A 21,711-nucleotide genomic window follows, 5' to 3' on the forward strand; every position below is an offset into this window, starting at 1 on the left:
TCGGTTCTTGATCCGCTAGTCACGCCGCGTTCAGCCGCCGACCCGTGCATAGGATTGATGGTATTCGCAACTCCACGAGCCTATTTGTATATAGCGACATACAATTTAACAATCGTCTCGATCGGACTAGAAGCGTTCTAGCGGCCGAAATCAGCCGGTACTCTCTCAGATGTTCCAATATCCGGCGGAATAGGTTACTTTGTCTTAGTTGAGTAAGACAGAGTAAACTCTTAGTGACCCCCACCCGTGGCCCCAAACGAGCCAGATCCAAAACTATGCCCGACGCTTCCCCACACAGTCGCTCCGTCCGGATCGTCGCGTCCGCAGCGGTGGTCCGACGACACAACCCCCACACTCCGGAGGCCCAATGACGGGCCGTCGCTCTGTCGAGACGCCGATCGAGGACACGTTCACGAAGTATCTCACGGACAAGGGGAAGGGTGACGCCGGCGAGGAGGGTGCGTATCGAACGGACGCCGAGCGCGAACTGAATCGATTCCGACGCTGGTGTCTCGGCAAGACGGCTGACTCAGCAAATGCGTCACCGCCAGAATCGTGGGCCGGCGTCGTCGACAACGACACAATCCGGTTCGCGGACCTCGACACCACGGTCTTCTCGGACTACGCACGGTACCTCTCGACCGCCGGATACGCCGCCGGGACCGTCCTCACCTACTACGCACACGTCGCGTCGTGGTGCGGATGGGCGCACGCGCAGGGGTACATTCCCCGACACTACGCCCGGGAGTCGGACGCCGAGGACCCTCTTCCCGAGAACGACGGTCGCCGACCGGGCGACCAGCAGGCGTGGGAGCCGATCCACCGCGACCTGATCACGCAGTTCGTCGATCGACGAGTCTCTGAAGCATTTGACGAGCTCGGCGCTATCGAAGTCTCTCACGCCGACCGGGGCGACCCGGAGAGCGATACGTGGCAGGCCAAACAGCGAGCCCGATTCAAAGCGTACCAGCGGTGTCGCGAACAGGCGCTCGTGTACGTCGTCGCCTACACGGGCCTGCGCGGCTCGGAGTTCCTCTCGGCACCGAAAGAGGACCGCGAGGGCCGCAACGGGATCCGTTGGTGTGACGTATCGTTCGCGGACAGCAGTGTGACGGTATTTCGGAAGAGTCGCGAGTGGAAGGAGGCCTCGCTCCCTGAGCCCGTCATCAAACCGCTAAAACGGTACGCCGAGGTGCTAGACGTCCCGGAATCGTGGCCGGTATTCACGACGCTACACCGGCCGTCGCTCGCGAATCACGTCACCAGGGGGCTAGGTGGCGTCGGCCTCAACGACGACGCGATTGAGCGCGTCCGAACAGGCGCCCCCGACCTGATCGTCGCTGCCGAGCACGACCTCGGCGCGCCGAAGCCGCTTACTACGGACGGCGCACGCTCGATCATGGAACGACTCTGGACACACGACGCGCTTGCCGAGCGTCGCGACGAGCTAGACCTTTCACTCGACGGCGACTATCTCGAACTTCACGGTGGACGCCGCGGCGTCGGAGAAGTGCTTGTTCGACAGTTCGGCTACGCCGCTGCAGCCCGGTATCTCGACAATAGCGAGGAGCAGGTCCGCGAGGCCTACCAGCACATCGAGGCGGCTGAGCGCGCCGACATGGCGACAGAGGCATTCTCACAGACAGACCAGCGGGTGAATGAAAAATAACCTTCTCGAAAGTCGAGTTGTGGATTGCCCGGCAGCCGAAGTGACACAAAATGCGAGATATGCAGTTCTCGTCGGTCGACTATTTCAGGCAGTCATATGTACAAAGAATAGGAGCTCAATAGAGCCGGCTCAATCAAATTCAGGGACAAAATCCTCACCGAGTTCATCAGCGAGATCGCCACCACGAAGCCAACTGATTTGCTCAGTGTCGAATCCATATTGAGGGAGCAACGATTCAGCTGCTTCACCAAGTGGAATGTCGTTCGTTACGAGAACAACCCGATCTGCAGTATCAGTCAGAAGCAGTTCAAGCGCCAATCCGACCATTTCTGTGTCCGCTTTTTCGATGATATCTTCTGATCGGTTGCTGGAACTCGCAATGAAACTCCGTGCTTGATCCATCACTGTTGAGATATCCGAGTTCGAATAAGATGGACTTTCGGTGACTTTCATCCACCCCTCTTCAAGTGCTTCGTCAACCGCGTAATCACCAGTTGTGTACTCATTTAGAGATCGATCTCCAGTTACTTCTGCATACACTTGCGGCGAAATACGGAAGACGGTTTGACGCTGGCGGGCTTCTCGGGCAAGCGCCTGAAAGCGTGTACTTTGACGCCGGCCGCAACTGATGAGGACAGAAGAATCGATGAACACGACAGTGTCGTCATATTCCATTCTGAGTCAGTCCTCAAAGACAGGTCGGAGTGCGTCCAGAATAACGCCTGCTTCAAGCGGTGAGAGTTCTTGCTCTCGAGCCATAATCTGATGTGTAACCGAGCCATCGGCGTATTCGCGAGCGTATTCCAGCGCGACTGCCAGCCCGTCCAACCCGTGACGGTCAATGAACGTATCAATATCTTCGTCTCGGGTTCGCCGAGCAATCGCCTCAACTAACTCAGGCGTGATCTGCCGTTTGGTCTCACCATCTACCAATTGGAGTTCAATGTCATGAGCCCTGTATTCTGCTGGACGGCCATCGTTTGACTGGTGAACGAAGCCTGCACCCTCGAGATCCTCGACATACTCGTAGACCGTTCGCTGCGGAAGGTCGAGAGTCTCGACAATATCTTGTATCGTTGTAGATGGATGATGCTGAATATACGTATAGATCCATGCTTTGCGGGCATTACCGAGGAGTTCGAATGCTTCACCACCCGTATTGAGGGGGGTATCCCAGTTTGCTTCTCTAGTTGCCATTATTAGTAGCGAATTGTACGCAATCCGCAATAAGGGTTATTGAACTAGTACTGTCACATTCTCATTGGCCTCCTCCGTCCTAAAGGGTCATTCGGAGAACCAGTACCGGTTTTCGACGGACGTGACGAAGTCGAAGGCTTTGATGAGCTGAACTGCGCCCTCGTAGCCATGTATGAGAGTGCGCGCTCAATCCCGCTGAACGCCGGTAAGTCGTTCGTGTAGATGCCGATCGGTTCTGTCCGTCCCTGTTCGAGGAATGTTGCTGCTGCCCCACCCACTTCCGCATCTGCTTGCTCTATCGTGTGCTCGGGTCGATCGGTGGCAGCAGAAATATACTGACGAATTCGATCCATCGTCGCAGAAACGACCGGATTAGAATAGTCAACCTCTTCGAGAAGTTGAAGAACGCACAGAAGCCGCTGTACCAGTTAGCCGAGTCAGATACCGGTGATGTGTGAGTAGGTGGTGACGATGTGGACTCGATCTGCGCTGACGACACTCGTCAGAGCGGTCCAGTACACATCAGTCGACCGTACTATCCAACACACCCACCCCACCATTTCCAGTATTACTGGCCGAAACAGCCCACTCTCGATGTGCTGAAACACGTGAGAAAACTGGAAACGGTGGAGTGTGGCCGCGCGCGAAGATCGCCCTAGCACCCCCATATTACTAATAGAACAAACTGGAAACAGTGGGGTGGGTGAGGGTATTACTAGAAACACTGGAAACACTGGCAAGGCAGGTTTTATATCAGTTGCCTACACGTACAATACTATGCGCCGGTTTCAGCGGAATGCGTCCATCTTCGCCGACAAGGACGCACTCCGTGAATCCTACACTCCTCCCGAGATAGAGGAGCGCGATGAGGAGATCGCGGACTATATGGACGCTCTCCAGCCGGTTATCGATGGCTGGGAGCCGGACAATATCTTCCTGTACGGCAACACTGGCGTGGGAAAGACAGCCGTGACCGATCGGCTGATGGAGCAGTTGGAGGAAGACGCCGAAGAGTACGACGACATTGACGTCACGGTGTTCTCAGTGAACTGCAAGACGCTCTCGTCGTCGTATCAGGTCGCCGTACAACTCGTGAACGCGATGCGACCCGATGGTGGCGAGATTGCCGCAACGGGTCATCCGAAACAGACGGTCTTTCGGATGCTCTACGACGAGCTCGAAGACATCGGCGGCACCGTGTTATTGATCCTCGACGAGATCGACTCGATCGGCTCCAACGACGAACTCCTCTATGAACTCCCCCGTGCCCGTGCGAACGGCAACCTTGAGCACACAAAAGTCGGTATCATCGGCATCTCGAACGACTTCAAATTCTCCGACCAACTGGATCCACGTGTTCAGGATACGCTGTGTGAACGCGAACTCCATTTCCCAGCCTACGAGGCCGACGAACTCGTATCGATCGTTGAATCGCGAGCGGAAATCGCGTTGAAAGAGGATGCCGTCGATGAGGGAGCGATTCGACTGTGTGCAGCGCTCGCGGCGAAAGACCGCGGGTCTGCCCGACAAGCACTCGATCTCCTCCGCCTCTCGGGCGAGCAAGCCGAACGAGCGGATGAGGATGTCATCACCGAGGACCACGTGGAGGCGGCTCGCCAAGAGTTAGAGCGCGAACGCGTTGAGGAGGGGATCCGGCAACTCACCCATCACGGCCATCTCTCGTTGCTGTCAATCGTGTCGCTCGCTGCGGCCGATGACACGCCGGCCCGAACGCGGACTGTGTTCGAACGGTATCAAAACGTGTGTGAGACGATGGGCATCTCACCGCTAAGTCGGCGCTCGATTCACAACCACGTGAAGGACTTGGTGATGCTCGGCATCCTTCGCGAGCGCGACAACAACTCCGGGTCGGGGATGCGTGGGAACTTCAACACCTACGAACTCGACGTCCCGTTCGATTCGGCGCTTTCTGCACTTGCTGGCGAACTCGATATCGATGAGCGTGCATCGGAGCTCCGTCGTCTGGCCGATATCAACGACGTGGCGTAGGGCGACCGCTATTACTGGAAGCGGTGGGGGGAGGTACAGCTCAGTTCCGGATTTAGGAAATACTGAAACCAGTGTGGGTGGGTACAACGAGAAAACTGGATCCGGTGGGGGACCGCTACGAACAGCCGGCGTTTTGAGGATGCGGGATCTCAGGGGCACGACGAAAGATACCGACCCTAGCCCAGACTCCAGTCTGTGGCTGAGGGCCGAGGAACGGTGTGGCTGCGACGCGACACTGGGCGTACTCGGTTCACTCGATGAGTTCTAACAGTGGCTGCTCATCCCTTCTTATCCGGATATCTGGATATCTACATATCTGCATATCCAAATTAGATCAGATACTCAGATATCTACATATGTAGATATGCAAGTGCTCACACATCCAAATATCTAAGTGGTTCCCATCTGGATACGTGGATATGCGCATATTCACCAATCTGGATGTGGCCGTACGGAGGCGGTCGGCGTGAGCGTCTCACTCGAAGGCTTCCCGGGTGCGGTCGTCTCGCTGTTCAAGGGCGGCGTTACCAAGACGTCCACGTCGCTCAACGTTGCCCACCAACTCTCTGAGCAAGGCCATGAGGTTGCCATCATCGACCTCGACAAGGACGGCCACTTGACCACGCTACTCGGGTACGAGCGCGAGCTCGGAAACGGAGCCGACATCGGCGACGCGATCTTCGAGGAGACCGATCCGGCAGATCTCCTCACCGAGACTGAGTTCGGGTTACACCTGCTGCCGGCTACGAAGGATCTTGAGACTGTTGAGGGCAAAATGAAAGACCAGAGCTTCGGCGTGAAGCTCATCCGCAGCGAAGTCGTCGAGCCGCTCGTTTCCGGCGACATCGACTACGTGTTCATCGATCCGCCTGGTGGGCGCGGGATGCTCCATGACGCCGCACTCGTCGCCGTCCAACGCGTGATCGTGCCACTCATCCCGAGCGCGGGCTCGGTGTCGGGGCTGGAGAATCTTCTTCGCCGGTCGCTCGTCCCGTTGCGCAACGAGGTTCCGCTCGATATCGTCGCGATCACGCCGAACATGATGCGCGAGAGCATCGCTCAGGAGAGCGGCGAGCAGATGCTCGCCCGTGAACTCAACACGAATGGGGAGTTCGGTGCAACTGCACAGGATCTCACGTACGACGGCTTCGACCACTATCTTCCCGAGTATGCACGCGTCGAGCCGGCGTTCTTCGAGGCGGTCGCCGACGGTGGCCGCTCGGTCACGGGCGAGTATCCAGATATCCCGAAGCCGGGCATCCGATACCGGAAGGCCATCAACGACGCCACTCGTCATGGGCTCCCGGTCAGCGAGTGGAAACCGTCATGTGACCAGGTGGCTGCGTTCGACGCGCTCGCCGACCGCGTTGCCGAAGCGAGCCCTGATCCCGAGGACAAGCGCGCGCAGGTGACGAATCATGCCTGATGAGGCGGACCGCTTCGGCGGCCTCGGCGATGCGATTGAAGAGGAAGAAGGTGACGGCGGGACGAGTAACGTGGACGAGCCAGCCGATAACCCGTCTACGGCCGATGCTGGCACGACCGCTGCGCCGTCGACGGGAAATAGCAACTCGTCGACGGAGCCGAGTGAAGACACCGACGAGAGCCAACCCCCAGCTGAGGAGTACCCCGAACCATTCGGATTCGCAGAAACGAGCCAGCAGAGCTACTACGTCCGTGACGAGACGTTCGGCCCAATTAGTGCCAACCGGAGTCGTGTCGGGGCGGTGGCCTCAAAGCATGGGCTCGATGAAGACGAGCTCTCGAAACGCGAACTCCATGACGCTGAATTATCGGTTCTCCAGTCGTTCGAGGACTGGGACATCGCTGTCGCGGTCGAGGTGCTGGAGCGCCGCGGCGTCGACGTGGATGAAGACGAGATTCGAGCTGTCTTCGACGTCCTCCGATAACCCCACGAAAAAGAGGTTCGCTCATTTGTAGTGGCATCCGTCTTCAGTTAATACTCACAGAAATACGCAGTGGGTTCGTTTTCTTCCCCTATTCGACACCTTCACGCCAGCTACACGGAGAAAATGGCACTGATGGGGGATGCGTATCGCTCGATAGTTGGACCATCAGATTCTGAACTGTATATTCTCCCATGTTTAATACCATTGGGCATAATTCACTATAGAATATTACTATCAGGCTTAACTAAAGACGGATGATCTGTAGTGGTAGGTACAACCGAAATACCTTCGAGCAGTCAGATAAGTAATCTATCAGCACTGCCGATCGATCCACTGACACCACTTCTCGAAGTCTTCCGCTCCGGACTGGTCTGCGATGTTACGTAGTGTTCCAGTTCGGATCCGATCGTGGTGCGGGACGGAGACGACACAGACATCGTCGTCGTTCGTCGGGTCTCGTATCGAAGCTTGACATGGCTGCCGGTCCGATCAACGATAGCAAAACGATTATTCGAGAGTGCTTTGACGACATCGCGTCCAGAAAAATCAGGCGCTCCCATCCGACTTACTGCATGAACTCCGGGAGGCCATCGTGCTCGTCGCGAGCCTGCTGGACTTCATCAGGATCGATACCAAGTTCCTCAAGCACTTCTTTTTCCTCCTCCCAATTGTCGACCGAGTCACCAGTTTCTCCCCTGCGAAGTGCGACTGCCTCGTCAAGATTGTCGAGGGCATCTTGCCGCGTCTCACCCTGGCTTGCGACACTGGTCGCCTCGTCACGGGCGACCCACCAGCCGTCGTCCGCCTGAGTGAGCGTAATCGTTCGCCCGCTCCGGACGTCGTCGTTCGTACCCGTTTCGGTACTCATTACCACCACGTTACCTGAGCGGAGTCATAATCATTCGGCCGCTGGTCGAACATACCGTGTAAAATCGACTCAACAACCGAGACATGTGTGTACCCTGTAGTTGATGGCAATCAGTCGGTCACGTTCGCAGGAGCCATTTGAAATAGATATTATCTGCTCTGTTGAATAGCGGTGTTGAGTAGAGTGGTCGGAACTTGAGTCGGCTTGTCAGCGGTTGACGCTGGTGGTCTCAAGATCGGTACCGCTTCACCTTGGCTCAGAGGCCGCTATTCAACACGGCAATATTATCAGTATCCAGAGACCTAGGGCTACACCATTTTCCGACTGCGGCCACGTTTGATAGAATTGTCTACACTCCTCATTTGGAGCGAGTGGCTGTTCCACTCCTTCTTCAGAGTGAGCCGTGGTTTTCCATACCCCCCAGTTTGGAGTGAGCATCTCGGATGGTTAACAGAGAGGGGGACCGTCAAAGCATAAATACGGGAAATGGTCTGAACTGCTGATATTCAGCAGTTTTAGAGCGGAAACGTGGGGTGGAGGCATTACCTCCGTCACCAAGGAGACCCTCAGACAGATTGATCCATCACACTCGCGAGCTGCCGGTCGATGTCTTCGAATTCCTGAGTGAGACGGGAGACCATCTCCGTCTGGCTCTCGTTTTCGTCCGCAATCTCTGTAATCTCCTCGCTGACGACTTGGGCCCGGTCAGAGACGTCGTCGACGGCGCTCGAGATCTCTTCCGCTACACTCGCCTGCTCGTCTGTTTCGGCCGCGATCTCACTGATCCCTCTTTCAGTCTGCTCGACCGCCTGTAGAATTTGCTTCTGGTTCTTGAGGACGCCTTGGATGTCGGCTCTCGCAGACTGTATCTCGTTGACGTTCTGCGGACCTGAGCTCCTCTTCACGGATGGGAGTTTCAGTACGGACGACTTCCTCAGCGAGGGTCTCGTCTTCGCCCTCGGCACCGAACACATCGTATGCGTTGATGCCGACAGCTTTGCTTGCGGGAAGGTCGAGGAGATCAGCTGTTACCGTGTTCAACTGGGAGATGTCGCCGGCGTCGTCGACGACGAACGCTGCTTCAGGAAGATCTGCTCTGTTGAAGAGCGATCTCATCGACCGATTTTACGGGTTTAGAAGCGTGAAGCCGAGGAAATCGAACCTGGCATGGAGATCGGTATCCTCGAATTCATTGATCAGTGTCGTGGTCTAGCTAAACAACCATTAGGGAAGCACGCGGGCGAGCCCGCCAGACACGGGTTCGCCGCTGGGTTCACGTCGTGCTACACTGTTTTCGGCTTGAAGATGATCATAGCTACCGCGAAACGCCGAATCGGCTGGGATACATGGGTGAAGTCCGCGATGCTCTCGACTTAGATCAGGACGATCCCTCCGATCACACGACGATCTACAAGTCGTTTAATCGACTGAAATGTGGGTATGGTGGGCGCTACTGCGCGTTTCTGCGCAGCAGCACCTGTAGTCCGGCCAGACAGCTCTCACAGCACGTTCTTTGATCAAAAGCGTGCGTCCTCGTACTTCCGTCAGCGAGCAGGACAGAAGATACAGACGCTGAAGGTGGAGACATTGACTAATGTGGAATCACTTGCTGTTCTCGGCGTTCACATCGCAGCACGGTGGAAGCATGACACGGAGAGCGGACCGCAGGTCGTCCGCCGAAACGCAGACGACTTGTAGTCCGTCGCTGCCGACAACGGCTTCCAAGACAGGCACACCGAGTACGAAGTAGCCGTACACGACGTTGAGTATCTTGTTCATTACCGCCGCTTGTCAGCGAAAGCAGCTGCGAATAACGCACACAACCAAGCGAGGGGCTACTCTCAGCGGTAGGTAGCTGAAATCTTATACTCGACAACCAAGCGCTCGCTTGGCGATGCCGTGCGAGCGCTCGGCTGGTATCGACAGTTCCGTGAAACTGTTTTGATGTTCGGCATCATCAACATAGAACCACTGTATGAGCCTCTGTAACCGTGAGTCAGAATCTATTCAACACAGTAAATGAATCAAATTCCTACTCAAGAAATAAAAATTAGAATATCTTTTTAAATTGGAATACATATTCATAACATTGGAGAATATATCGTATGCTAATGCCTGAATCTGTAGATGATCAAAAGAAGAATCGTCGTGATTCTTCAACCAGAGCTGTAAATTCTGACGGGAAAGACGAAAATCCAGCCGACTTTATCGAAGAAATCGAGACTAGTCAGGAGTACATCAAGATCATCCCCGTCCGAGAAGAGGTCAACTCAGAGACCGTCAAACGTGAACTCTACGGGCTCCACCGGTACGGGACAGGTCGAAAGCTCCCGCTCGACATGGAGCTCCACATCGACAGCATCGACGGCGTCTCCAACTTCGAATTCATCATCTTCAAGCCTGAAAACGAAGCCCAGTTCCAGTTCTTCCTTGGTCCCGGCGAGCGCGGCGACACAAACTGCGATCGGCTCGAAAGCACAACCCGCTCGCAGTACCCTGAGAACTTCGAATTCGACCGGAAAGAGTTCGACATCACGGATGTCTTCGGGGAGACGCCCCACATGGTTCGGTACGAGGGTGTCGAAGAACGACGCAAGGACTGGATGACGCTTCTCACCCGATACGACACAGAAACAACAGACCGATCTACCCTCTCGAACCTCCTCGAAAGCATCATCCAGACCGACGACTCGGTGCTCTTCCAAGTGATCTTCGAGCCGCGTTCGGATTGGTCTCCGAAGGCGCAGCGACAGAAGGGACGCCTCAAACGCGGGGTCCACACAACTGGTGGGATGATTGCCCGCAGTGTCCTCGACGCAATCGTTGGCGTCTCCGACGAAGAAAAGCAACAACGCCACCGGGGAGACACGCCGGAAGAAATCGGTGGGACGATCATGGACTCCCAAGTCGACGGGCAACGAGCTGGCCAGAGTCGGATGGGGCAAATCGACATGAAAAACCCCAGCCACACCTACAACGTCTCCCTCCGGGCCGCAGCCCAAACCGAACGCACCGCGAAAAATCTCCAAGACTCGCTCAGCCACCTGAGTGGGAAGTTCTACTCCATCGACGGGAAATACCTTGGCCAGAACGAAAACGAGTACCGGCGGATGCTGAACCACGGGATCACCTACCCAAACGGTTTTGAGATGGTGACTCGTCGGAAGTCGATGCTCGTCTGTAACACCGAAGAACTCGCGAACTTCATCACCGTCTCATCGATCGACGCACTCCCGAAAGCAAGCCGAGGTGGGACTGGCGGCAAGCCCAAAGCACAGTCGGCGCTCACCTCCCCCAACGAAGAAGTGTTCAGGGAATTCTCTGACGGGATGACCATCGGCCACGCGGTCACAGCTCTTCGCGATGACAACGACAACGCAAACAAGATCAGCGCCATCGACAGCGTGAATCAATGGTGGCACGAGATCGACAAGCGCGACGCACTCGCCCTCTCCGCCGGCGACCTCACCCACCACTACGTCCGGGCAGCAACCACCGGGAGTGGGAAGACTGTCGCCACGCTCAACGACATGCTCACTACCCACGAGCAACTCAACGGACCAACGATCCTCATCGATCCCAAGGGCGGAGAGATGTGTCGGAACTACCTGCGATGCCACCGGACACTCTTTGGCGACCTCGACGACGTCGAGTACATCAAGGTTCCCGAAGAGAACGGCAACATCCCCGGCATCCCCTTCTTCGACCTCAGACCGCTCACACGCTCCGCTGGCCGCGAACGTGAGACAGCCATCCAGGACCTCATTGACCACTACTTCCAACTGCTGCGCTTCGTCCTCGGACGGGAGACGGTCGACCAAGCCTTCGTCGCAAACGAAATCCTGACCAACCTCATCAAGGGGCTCTTCGACGAAGAGAACGGCTCCGACTACTTCACGATCGGCGACCTACTGGACGCAGCCCGAGACTTCCAACACCACGGCCGGTCCATCGAGAACCTCGAAGAGGCAGACCCCGAGGACCTCAACAAAGCACTGCCCCCCGCCGAAGACGAGCAAGTCCGGAGCTTCCTCAAGTCGCATCTTGAGAAAGAAGAGCGGCAGTTCATGAACACGACCGACGCAGTCCTCAACCGGATTCGAAAGCTCAAGGAGCGAGACTTCATCTGGGACATGCTCTCCTTCGAGGTTCCGGAGGAACACTGGAACGACGAAAAAGACTGGTACGACCGTGAGGAGGTCCCCATGCTGGACCTGAAGAACATTCTCAACGGTAACAAGGTCCTCCTAATGGACACGGGGAACCTCCGCGGAGAAAGTAGCGAAGTATTCACTGTCCTGTTCCTCTCGCACCTCTGGACATCGGTCCAGTCTCTCTGGACACCCAGCGGCGACGACTACATCGCCAACGTGATCATCGAAGAATCCGCGAACGTCGCCCGCAACGAGATCGTCTACAACGAACTGCTCCCCAAAGGCCGCGAGTTCAATCTCTCTCTCGGACTCATCATGCAGTACCCCGAGCAGGTGCTCGGCAAAGACCCACGCAGCAATCGCCGGGCGTATCAGGAAATCCTCAACAACGTCAACACGAAGATCATCGGGAACATCGCCACGGACGATATGCTGGCGAATTCGCTGTTCCATGAGGACTTAGACACCGACGAGATCAAAGACAGAATCGCTGGGCTCCGTCGTGGAGAATGGGTTGTCCAGCTTCCATCGACAGGCTTCCACAAGCAGAAGCCAGAAATCCTCACCCTGAAGCCCCTCCCAATCCCGCCAGGACACAGTGAAGGCCCGTTCGACGTCTCCCCGAAGTCCAAATTCGTTCGGGAACGCAGCCGGGATCTCCACACCCTCAACCGGGACAGTGAGTACATCAACTCCAGCGCCGGCGCTAACTTCAGCTCGTCTGGAGACGGAGATGACGACACCACAAACGACAACGGCGGACTGGAGGCCGAAGAGCTGACCTTCCTGAAAAACATCTTCGACGCCCTCGCCGGGAAGATGGACTTGTACGATCTTGACCAACCGATGACCAAACTGCCCAACAGCGAGTGCGCAAGTGATCTTGAAGATCAAGAGCTCGTCGAGAAGGTCGCGATCGGTCAGAACAAAGTCTACTACATCCCGACGAAGAAAGGCGAACTCCGCGCTGACGGGAAATCCCTCTCCCCAGATGAAGGCGGTGAGCTCGGTAACGAAAGCCCAGAGCATCACCTTGGCGTCCGACTCTCTGCCGCATACTTTGACCAGCAGGGGTTCGACATTACACTCTACGGCGACATCAACAGAGGAGAAAACAAGACAGACACCTTCGCAGAAGCGACAAAGCAAACCTCTGGAGACCGCGACCAGCTCGTTGAAGTCGAGATGAGCCCGGAGAAGAAACAGCACGTCCTCGACGACTACGAAGCTCTCAAGGAGGGATATGGTGATGCGATCTGGGTAGTCAAAAACTACGATGCCGCAGTCACACTCCTAGAGAAACTCAGCGAAGAAGTGGATGATCTTCCAAGCGGGCACGGGGAACAGAACATTGAGAAAATAAACAAGCAACTCGATAAGCCTGGTATCCAAGAGATTCACACGCTAGATTCACTCCGCAAAGCCATCGAATAGGCCCACTTTCTGCCCGCCTCTATCTCTTCCATCCCGCCCAAATCCAGTCAGCTGCTAGGGAAAAAGGATATGCTGCCTTCGGCTGAATGTAGCTATTTAGCATGTCAGAAGAAGCTACTGCCAGCGGAGACTCAGAAACAAATAATCCACCAGACAACCCAAACAGCCAACCCAATACTAACGCTAACAAGAAAGAAGATACACCAGAGATGGCCCCCCGGAGGATGACGCTCTCCCCGAACTAGTCATCGACAAAGTCGCTGAATCCCTCACCGATGAGGGCCACGATGTCTACCACAGACGCGAGTTCATTACCATCCGGGAAGATGGGCAGCTCGCACCGAACTCTACGGTTGTCGAGCAGTATCTTGAGGACACCAAAGCGATGATGCTGGCCTACAATGAAGACGACAACGAGATCATCCTCGTCCCCCTCGAACAACGATTCGACCGAGCGGATGTCTACGGCTACAAACCTGGCGGGACGATCACAGGGCGGACCTTCGTCAAAGAGTACGGAATCGAGCATGACGAAACGGTTCGCTATCACCCGGAGTGGGATGACGACATCGGCGGCGACCAAGTTGATGGTGGCTTCCGAGTCGACCTCGATCAAGACAGCGAGGTCGTCAATACAGATGCATCTGAAGCCGACAGTACCACCGACGAGTCTGAAGCTGCCGGCTAGCAGCTCCCGCACGACCACCAGAAGCCGGCCGTAGTCACAGCGTCGTTACCCCCCGACCCTCCATTTGTTTCTCGCGAGAGCCCAACCTCTCGGAGATGCTAGCAGTGACGATCCCCAACTGATCACTGCCTGACGCAAGACAACCGACAGGCTCGCCCCACGCCGACCCACTCCTGAATACCCTCTCAGGCCCAACGATCTCCCACACAACTCCTAACCCACGCCTGTCTCACTCTCGACGCAAAACTATTGCACGACTCTCTTCAGGCTCACTATCCACTGGCCGTTGAGGTACAAGAAGCGTGTCTTATACTCGCCCGCCACCATCGAAGCCCTCAAACTCGGAATCGCACTTCCGAGAGCGATATCATCGAGTTGCTGTTTCGACCCAGCGAGATGCGATCAGTTTCTGCTCCCAATTCCCCCGCTTCAGCGATTCCTGACGCGGAAATGGAAAACGACCCCCCGACTGTCGACGCAAAAATGACTCCCGAATGGAGCGCGACCCCCCGACTGTCGACGCAAAAATGACTCCCGAATAGAGCGCGACCCCCCGACCCTCAATACAAGGCTAACACACGAGTAGAACGCAACCCCTCGACGAAGTATTCTCAGCAAGCCACACCAATACTGACTCTCTAGCTCTCAGCTATCGAAGACTAACTTGTGCCAGCGTCCTCACACCCCACACCTCCCAAGTCAGCCTCACTCCTTTCGCGATAGCTACCGGCTCGATCACCTCACTACTCAGTGCTTCCTACCACATTTAGTATGATTTTCACAGTCCAACCGACCCTATAAATACTAGACAGCACCGGGATTACGGTAGTCTGTATATAGTTTCGTAAATACCAGACGGTACCGGTATTCAGCAGGTGCGTATTAATTAGCAAGTCCCGATCGCACGACCACCTGGCATTTGCCTATTTACCAGACTGCGGCATGATATGGCCTTCTCGTATATAGTTTCGTAAATACTAGACTACACCGGTATTGCGGGGGTGTGTATTAACTCTCAGAACGCGAGGTGCGACGCGCGAACCACCAGTATAAATACCAGACAGTGGCGTGATGCGGCCGTCTCGTATATAGTCTCGTAAATACCAGACGGCACAGAGGTTGCGGCATTCTGTATATAGCCGGTGATCTTGATTCAAATTCTCCAGTAATACCAGACGACGTGGCGATTGATACCTCCTCTATTAATTTATGTATTCTATCTGTCTTTCTCTGTAAATACTAGACGGCGGCGGGATTACGGGGGTTCGTATATAGAATTACACCGGCGACAGCGTCTACATACGTTCAGCCATACGACGAGAGAGCTTTAGAAACTCTATTAATGAACTTGGGGTTGTCTAATACGTTCGGCCGAATTCACACAATTAGGGTTCAGGGGAGATGAAGTTCAGTGGATAGTCGCGTAGCGAACGATTCGGGCCGGAGCCAAGAAACAGGCGGGGGAAAGTGGGGGAGACGAGCGGCGGACAAGGCGGAGACTATCAAGTATGTGATAGTGGATGGAACCCTCGGGGAGCGGCGCAGCGGACGGGAGAGATGAGGCGATGAACAGGCCCCAACGACAGTCAAGCAACGACCACCAGCAGGAGGCCACAGAAGAGCCACGACCAGTGCCGGCGACGAAGCGAGACAGCAACGACTGCGAGGTAGCGGGGGAGCCTGACTCGGAGAACCGACGACGAACGAGGAACAACCTGGACCCGGAGCTCGACGATAGACTACCAGCTGATCGATAGCACCGGATCTCGATCCACGACACCACCAGCGAGACTGACTCGGCGGCAATAACTCGACGAGCGACGGGAAACGAGAATCGACCAGCGACGACCCCCGGCGATTAGACGAACGACTGGCGGATCCGACCCGACAGCCAAGAAGCAACACACCGACTTCGACCAACGACCAGCATCGAGGATGGACCACCGAGCGGGCTGCGACGGGGGGACAACCGAGACGAGACGACACCCGACGACGAACAGCGGCGGCGGGACGACGACAGGAGGGAAGGGCCAGATCACGATGCGGGAGTGGGGGTGGGGGCGCGGGCGGCGACGTCGAGAGTCGCGGTCGCGATGTGGGCGGCGAGGGGTGGGTGTGCGAGAGACGCGATCGTGACCGCACTGTATGCGACGCGACGGTGGGGGCGGAGGCGACGGCGACAACGGGACGCCGACACTACGGGGGCGGCGAAGCGATGGGGACAGCGAAGACAACGACGACGGCGACGAAGACCGAACAGCGAGAGCGACGCGACGGAGGGGCGGGGGCGACGGCGACAACGGGACGCAATCCGAAACCACCGCAGCGAGGAACAGCTATCACCGACCGCTCGGCAGGGGACAGGGATCAGCAGGGGGCGAGAGAGATGAGAAAGGGAGGAGGAGATGGAAGGTGGAGCGAAAACTCGATCCTCCCGGATTGCCGTAGGCAGATCGTTCAGGACGGAGCTGACGTGGATGATCAGGGCAGGGCCAGATGGCGACTCGGGGGCGGGGAGTAGCCGGGGTCGGCAGATACTGACTTGATTGGGGGATAGCCGAGGCGGCTGACGAAAATAACTTACTACCCGGAGAGGGAGTGACACCATATGGGAGAACGAATTGGAGCGATGGTAGATGACGATCTGAACAGCATTCTCGAAGCGATGGCCGCCCACCATGACATCCCGAAGAGCAGAGTGATCGAACTGCTCCTCCGGGAGGGAGTCCAAGCACGCGAGATGCGATACCGGTTCGAACAACTGGACGCGAAGCTCGATCATCTTCTTGAGAACCTCGGCACAAGCACTACCGTCGCGAACACAGTCGAAGATCGATTCGAGACTATCAGCGAACGACCGATGCCCGCCGGCGTCTCTGGTGTGGAGTTAGCCGACAGCCCACTACCGTACTTTCAGAGCGCAGGGAGCTATCCAGATCGATCGGACGAGGAGGCAGTTGTCCGGGACCAAGTGTTCGACGAACGGGATGCGGTTAGGAAAACAGACGACGACTAGGCGATCGACAGAGAACAGAATCGACGACACCACGATCCGAACAGCGACCAGCATCGAAGCCGACCGACGAACGAACTAGAAACAAGACCGGACCAGCAGCAACAGCGACCCTGGGGGGCACCTGTTACGACGCGAGACCCAATGATGAGCAGCGGCGACAGGCGGCGACAACAGCACCTACGGGTTACCGTCCCGATGCGAGACTGGGGAGTGGGGTGGTATGTTGACGACATCGAGTGTTACGAGGATGGTTCGAGAGTGGAGGTGGGGGAGACGACGGCGGCGGGACACCACGACTGTGGGAGCGACGACGCAACAGCATCACCACCAACATCAACGGACTGGTGGCAAAGAGAGTTGATCTCAGTTCTTGCTACCATAGATATCGTTGATTGTATATTCATCGTCTATGAGAGGTGTATTTTTAGCTACCGGTGGGAGTGGAGTGTGATTTAACAGGAAATTAAGACTACAGACAGATTCGACCGATACAACCACTCAAAGACGCAAATACAGTGGACGAGATTTGTGACACGAATATAAAAGTCACACTCGCTCGTCTAGCGGAATAGCACGATCCGAGAGAACTCCCCCGGCGCTAGGACGCCGGAGGAATCGTGCTGCCAACCCAATGACAGCAATCCAAAACACCAGGGTCAGGAGTCATAACTCTGTCTCTCAGAACACTACGCTCAAAACTGACCTAGTGACAGACACCCTCGTACAACTCGCACACCAGCGTGACAAAGCGCACAGCAGCGCCCACATCCAAACCATAGGTAATCAACCTCCCAAGCCGACCAGAGAGTCCCAGCCGTGGCGACAGGACACCCCGCATGAACCCCTCACTAATTACAGCTTGTCGAAGAGACGCCAGCCACATCGACGGACGATCCCATCTACGGAGGCGAGCTAAATGACAGACACGCCCGACGAGACGGCCTCACTCGCGGTTCCAATGGAACCAGATGTCGCGTTCGATGCGATTGGAAATAGTCGCCGACGCCGCGTCGTATTGTCTCTGTCACGCGCTTCCAAAGCAGTCCCCACTAACGAACTTGCGGTCGAAATCGCGGCCATCGAAAACGGGATAGATCCCAGCAAGGTCGGCAGCGACGAACGTACGTCGGTCTATATCGCGCTGACCCAGCAGCATCTCGAGACCCTCGATGAAGTCGGTGCAGTCGACTACGATGATCGATCCAAGACCGTAACCGCGACAGACGCAACTGAACCACTCGCCGAATACATCCGCCGGCTCCAGACAGCCTGCTACAAACCAGACCGCGAGGAAAGCGCATGACTGAGACACAAGCCCGTGCCCTCGCGACACTTCGAGACATCGACGCCCGCTTCCATCGCCTGTTCGAGGCGGTCGATACCGCCGACGGAACAGCAGCCACACCGTCCGCAGACCCTCTCGTCACACTCCGGCGAGCACGGTCGCAAATCGATACTGCGCTGTTCGAACACCAGCGTCGAACAAATGACGGTACACTCTCTGACGGTGGGTCATGTGTCCTCCAGTGGGACCCACCTCATACTCCACCACGACGACTTACCCTCGACCCAGACAGCGACGGTGACAGTTGGACCCGCCGTGAACTCGAGTGGACAGGTGAACGCTGGCGTATCTGTGGTCGCGACAGTGTCACCGACGTCGCGATCAGCGCACCAGCGGAACCACGATATCCGGATCCCATCGACCCGCCGACGATCGAGACACAGCTTAACTGGATTCGCGGTACGTGGACTCATCCGGATCCAGATGTCCTCGTCTTCGATGCGACGGCGACAACTGAACAAGGTGTGCTTGGGGCCGTCGACGACGAATTGCGGTACCGAGAGGCCGGCAGCCCTCAGTGGGTCACCGTCACCGACGAAGCGGAACTCTACCACCACATCCAGCAACAGGGCCAACCGAGCATCAAGGCGCTCTCAGAGACCACATTGACACGCCACCACTTCACCCCCAGCCCACTCACCCGATGAGCGCAAACGAATCCTACCTCCCAGACGGGTACGCAAATCATCTGTGCTCGCTTACGGAGACACTCACATCACTCCGTGAAACGATCGAAGGCGACCACACGCTCACAACTGACCAGCGGATGTTCGCCCGCCGCCTCCTGTATCTAACCAACCAGCCCATCAAAGAGGCCGAACGGATTCTTCCTGACCCAGATTGTGACGATGACTCGACCGACGACAATACACTAGATTCTGCCAACGATTACGCGACTGCACTCACTCGCGTGGAAGAACAGTTATGCTGGCTGATCCGCTCACTACAGGCTGTGTTGGCAGAGGCCAACTACGACGAGGCGCCTGCTGAGAAGTTCACAACAGCGCTTGAGTACGCTACAGCGCTACGCGACATCATTCCCGCGGTGCCGACAGAAAGCCCAGTCCTGGCCGCTCAAGCGGATGTCACTATTGGCGAAATCGACCCACACGTTGGGGGTCGTGGTGACAGTGATGGGCGGTGGCTCGAGTATCAACTCGATCGGGCACTCAACCGCTGGGGATACGGGGCGGCAAGACGCCAACACATCTTCAGTCTCGAGGTGGATGTTGTCGCTCGCCGACGAACGAAACAGCAGGAACCCAGCGACTGGATCGTCGCTCAGTGTAAAGACTGGACGACAGACCCAATCACGCCGCGTATCCTCTTTCGGCTCTGTACGGTAGCGTTTGCCTGTCGTGCGATGCCAGTACTCTGTCACACAACCGAGCTCACTCCGCGAGCCGAAAAACTAGCACGCGAACTCGAAGTACGGGTACTCACACTCAAGGATTTAGAGCGTGCAGAACTCCCTGCCCCGCATGTAGCGAAGCCGACTACGGCACTTAATGAGTGGGGGCCGCAGTATCGGGCTCGAGAGGATCGCGGTTCGTTCCCACTAATGTTTCGTGGGGAGCCAGGGAAACGCTTCAGCTACGTCCCAGGCTTCACCCCGGTGGGTAAAGACGCTGACTACGAGCCGATCGAAAGCGACCAAGATGACGATGATACCCATCCTGCTGCTGGTCATTGACCCTAGTGAGATATTGTGTTAAGTAGCTAAACAGCCGGATTTGGGCCTCTGTTCTCAGAGTTTTTTTTGCGAGGATCTCAATTGTTGGTTTCACCGGCATTCACACCAGATCAGGAACTCTAGCTGATTCCGACTTCTACTGACGTACAGAGAGTAGTGACACACTACGCTTCTCATTTCGTGTGGAACAACGGCTCTGTAAAAACTGTAATATCATCTTCTGATAGGTTGTAATAAAAATGCCAGTTCCCGTTGAAGAACTCACGGCTGATGAACTGCTCCCGGTTACGCCAGAATCAAACCTGTACAAGGCCCTTAGCTTCACTGTTACACACTACGAGTACGGATTCACACCAGATAAAATTGTAGCCCGAACAGACGGTCGCGTTAAATTAAGCAGAAACGCAAGACGGCGAGAGTATTCTCCGAATTGGGAAAACCAATTTATATACTCGAGACAGGTAGTAACTCCGGGAGAAACAGGATCTACCTTCTGAGTTCTCCTTCCCGTTGATCGTCAGAACACGATCAGCTGTAAATTCTAGAACACTTCAGTAAAATCGCATGACCGCAGCCATATTGATACTAACTTAACGCGACCGAACAGACATCAACAAGACAACTGCGTCAAACGCGATGGCTCGACTCTTTGGAACCGGCCTCATCAACCGAGCAGATGATGTGTATTGAACCACGTCGAGTCGATGAGTCAAAACTTCGGCTTGAGTCGCTTGATTCGGCTGTCCGCCTGTTTGAGGTGACACCCAACGACGATAGCTACGCCGAAGAGAGCTGGGAACAAGAAGTTCCGAGTATCGATCCAGATGAGTGAATACTCAGCTTTGAACGTTGAGTATCTAACACTTAATCGACCGAAAATAGCGGCTGAGACGGTGTGAGCATGGAAAAGAGAGTTCAGCCGCAGACGCTCTACTCTCCACTAGAGGTTCAAACGCCGTGAGCGCTGCCTTCATTATCCTCTGTGAATCACTTTCCAGTTCGGCCGATACCGTAGACTCCTCGTAGAACGTCTTTTCCTCCGATTTCGGGCCAAATAGTGTCAACACGACAACGTTCAAAGCTGAGTGGATAAGCAGGAACGAATATTTCGGTCTAACGCCACCGATGAGGGCTTCGACATCTTCCACGGCCGTGAGTACATCTCCTTCCGCACAGATAGCCACCTTGCGCCAAATTCAACAGTAGTTGAACAGCATCTCAAGGGAAAAGAAGCCGTCATCCTCGCGTACAACAAAGCCAATAATGAGGTCGCACTCATCCCGCTATCAGCAGATTACGATCGGGGTGATGTCTACTCGCTCAAACGCAGCGATGGGAGTACGGTAATCGCCGCAACAGGATTCTTCAAAGAACACGATCTCTCCGTGGACCAAACTATTCGGTATTCACCGGAATGGAACGGCGACATCGGCGGCGATAACGTCCCTGGTGGGTTGGTTATCGACCTCGATGAAGACGGAGGGATCTACGCGGCTGCCTCACCATCAACATCTACTGACGAGACCTAGCACGGCTACACACCTAAGTAGGCTCCCACACAAACACGATAGATCGCCGGACTGTCTCTGTCCGTAGACAGTCGACGTGCACTCCGAGACCAGCTATTCTTTTTGCGTCGTTCGTCCCGTCTCTAGATCGACCCGACATCAGCCATCGTAACACAGCCCAGTATTCTAACCCCCCTCTGCGGATACTTAGTCTAGGAA

19 protein-coding genes and 2 pseudogenes are annotated in these 21,711 nt (G+C 55.8%); 14 read left to right on the plus strand and 7 right to left on the minus strand.

The genetic code is table 11. From position 1 onward, the window contains the following. Window positions 1–367 precede the first annotated feature (367 nt). The gene (locus tag ACT4MF_RS17360) at window positions 368–1,669 is read left to right on the plus strand and encodes a site-specific integrase (RefSeq protein WP_444683698.1); all 1,302 of its coding nucleotides are present in this window, start codon (window positions 368–370) and stop codon (window positions 1,667–1,669) included. A 129-nt stretch (window positions 1,670–1,798) separates the two neighbouring features. Here the strand turns inward: ACT4MF_RS17360 and ACT4MF_RS17365 are convergent, their stop codons facing one another. Genes ACT4MF_RS17365 through ACT4MF_RS17375 form a run of 3 tightly spaced genes read right to left on the minus strand, consistent with a single transcriptional unit; the run spans window position 1,799 to window position 3,294 of the window. Beyond that, window positions 1,799–2,344 carry a PIN domain-containing protein gene (locus ACT4MF_RS17365; RefSeq protein WP_089309382.1) on the minus strand — a complete coding sequence of 182 codons (546 nt, stop codon included), beginning with the start codon at window positions 2,342–2,344 and terminating at the stop codon, window positions 1,799–1,801. A 6-nt stretch (window positions 2,345–2,350) separates the two neighbouring features. Further along, window positions 2,351–2,866, minus strand: coding sequence for a DUF7437 domain-containing protein (locus ACT4MF_RS17370; protein ID WP_089309383.1), 516 nt, complete (start codon window positions 2,864–2,866; stop codon window positions 2,351–2,353). A 53-nt stretch (window positions 2,867–2,919) separates the two neighbouring features. Beyond that, window positions 2,920–3,294, minus strand: a complete 375-nt coding sequence (locus ACT4MF_RS17375; protein WP_500684270.1) for a PIN domain-containing protein — start codon at window positions 3,292–3,294, stop codon at window positions 2,920–2,922. 349 nt (window positions 3,295–3,643) lie between these two features. On the opposite strand from ACT4MF_RS17375, the gene ACT4MF_RS17380 reads away from it, so the two are divergent. From ACT4MF_RS17380 to ACT4MF_RS17390, 3 genes are all read left to right on the plus strand, one after another. Continuing rightward, window positions 3,644–4,876, plus strand: a complete 1,233-nt coding sequence (locus ACT4MF_RS17380; RefSeq protein ID WP_089309384.1) for an orc1/cdc6 family replication initiation protein — start codon at window positions 3,644–3,646, stop codon at window positions 4,874–4,876. A gap of 466 nt (window positions 4,877–5,342) precedes the next feature. Continuing rightward, window positions 5,343–6,302 (plus strand): ParA family protein, encoded by a 960-nt coding sequence (locus ACT4MF_RS17385; protein WP_089309385.1) that lies wholly within the window; start codon window positions 5,343–5,345, stop codon window positions 6,300–6,302. Then, on the plus strand, window positions 6,295–6,786 hold the full coding sequence (locus tag ACT4MF_RS17390) for a hypothetical protein (protein ID WP_089309386.1): 492 nt from the start codon (window positions 6,295–6,297) through the stop codon (window positions 6,784–6,786). Before ACT4MF_RS17385 ends, ACT4MF_RS17390 begins: the two co-directional genes overlap by 8 nt. 312 nt (window positions 6,787–7,098) lie before the next feature. Here ACT4MF_RS17390 and ACT4MF_RS17395 read toward each other — a convergent pair. The 3 genes and pseudogenes from ACT4MF_RS17395 to ACT4MF_RS17405 form a co-directional block, all read right to left on the minus strand. Further along, a pseudogene (locus tag ACT4MF_RS17395) lies at window positions 7,099–7,346 on the minus strand (type II toxin-antitoxin system HicA family toxin). 5 nt (window positions 7,347–7,351) lie between these two features. Further along, window positions 7,352–7,654: a type II toxin-antitoxin system HicB family antitoxin gene (locus tag ACT4MF_RS17400; RefSeq protein WP_271968257.1), complete on the minus strand. Its 303-nt coding sequence runs from the start codon at window positions 7,652–7,654 to the stop codon at window positions 7,352–7,354. A gap of 792 nt (window positions 7,655–8,446) precedes the next feature. After that, a complete protein-coding gene (locus tag ACT4MF_RS17405; protein WP_271952345.1) occupies window positions 8,447–8,770 on the minus strand; it encodes a PAS domain-containing protein in 324 nt (107 codons plus the stop codon). Window positions 8,771–8,821: 51 nt separating this feature from the next. On the opposite strand from ACT4MF_RS17405, the pseudogene ACT4MF_RS17410 reads away from it, so the two are divergent. Next, window positions 8,822–9,643: pseudogene (locus ACT4MF_RS17410) on the plus strand (transposase). Window positions 9,644–9,765: 122 nt separating this feature from the next. Continuing rightward, entirely contained in the window at window positions 9,766–13,242 is a 3,477-nt protein-coding gene (locus tag ACT4MF_RS17415) for an ATP-binding protein (protein WP_444683699.1), read from the plus strand. A gap of 241 nt (window positions 13,243–13,483) precedes the next feature. On the opposite strand, the gene ACT4MF_RS17420 is transcribed toward ACT4MF_RS17415, so the two are convergent. Next, window positions 13,484–13,948 (minus strand): hypothetical protein, encoded by a 465-nt coding sequence (locus ACT4MF_RS17420; protein ID WP_444683700.1) that lies wholly within the window; start codon window positions 13,946–13,948, stop codon window positions 13,484–13,486. Between the two features lie 2,127 nt (window positions 13,949–16,075). Here ACT4MF_RS17420 and ACT4MF_RS17425 point away from each other — a divergent pair. The 8 genes from ACT4MF_RS17425 to ACT4MF_RS17460 all read left to right on the plus strand — a co-directional run bounded on the left by ACT4MF_RS17425 (window position 16,076) and on the right by ACT4MF_RS17460 (window position 21,513). Continuing rightward, entirely contained in the window at window positions 16,076–16,378 is a 303-nt protein-coding gene (locus tag ACT4MF_RS17425) for a hypothetical protein (protein WP_129452554.1), read from the plus strand. Between the two features lie 181 nt (window positions 16,379–16,559). Beyond that, window positions 16,560–16,946 (plus strand): hypothetical protein, encoded by a 387-nt coding sequence (locus ACT4MF_RS17430; RefSeq protein ID WP_218827473.1) that lies wholly within the window; start codon window positions 16,560–16,562, stop codon window positions 16,944–16,946. A 144-nt stretch (window positions 16,947–17,090) separates the two neighbouring features. Beyond that, window positions 17,091–17,402: a hypothetical protein gene (locus ACT4MF_RS17435; protein WP_444683726.1), complete on the plus strand. Its 312-nt coding sequence runs from the start codon at window positions 17,091–17,093 to the stop codon at window positions 17,400–17,402. A gap of 460 nt (window positions 17,403–17,862) precedes the next feature. After that, window positions 17,863–18,249 carry a DUF7344 domain-containing protein gene (locus tag ACT4MF_RS17440; protein WP_202593960.1) on the plus strand — a complete coding sequence of 129 codons (387 nt, stop codon included), beginning with the start codon at window positions 17,863–17,865 and terminating at the stop codon, window positions 18,247–18,249. After that, window positions 18,246–18,938 (plus strand): hypothetical protein, encoded by a 693-nt coding sequence (locus ACT4MF_RS17445; RefSeq protein WP_444683725.1) that lies wholly within the window; start codon window positions 18,246–18,248, stop codon window positions 18,936–18,938. The genes ACT4MF_RS17440 and ACT4MF_RS17445 overlap by 4 nt, the downstream gene beginning before the upstream one ends. Beyond that, a complete protein-coding gene (locus ACT4MF_RS17450) occupies window positions 18,935–19,984 on the plus strand; it encodes a hypothetical protein (protein ID WP_444683724.1) in 1,050 nt (349 codons plus the stop codon). The genes ACT4MF_RS17445 and ACT4MF_RS17450 overlap by 4 nt, the downstream gene beginning before the upstream one ends. Window positions 19,985–20,223: 239 nt before the next feature. Then, window positions 20,224–20,481: a hypothetical protein gene (locus tag ACT4MF_RS17455; protein WP_444683723.1), complete on the plus strand. Its 258-nt coding sequence runs from the start codon at window positions 20,224–20,226 to the stop codon at window positions 20,479–20,481. Window positions 20,482–21,069: 588 nt separating this feature from the next. Then, window positions 21,070–21,513 (plus strand): hypothetical protein, encoded by a 444-nt coding sequence (locus ACT4MF_RS17460; protein ID WP_444683722.1) that lies wholly within the window; start codon window positions 21,070–21,072, stop codon window positions 21,511–21,513. Window positions 21,514–21,711 lie beyond the last annotated feature (198 nt).

The sequence above is a fragment of the Halorubrum sp. FL23 genome (assembly GCF_052439115.2).
In the GTDB taxonomy this organism is placed as follows: Archaea; Halobacteriota; Halobacteria; order Halobacteriales; family Haloferacaceae; genus Halorubrum; species Halorubrum persicum.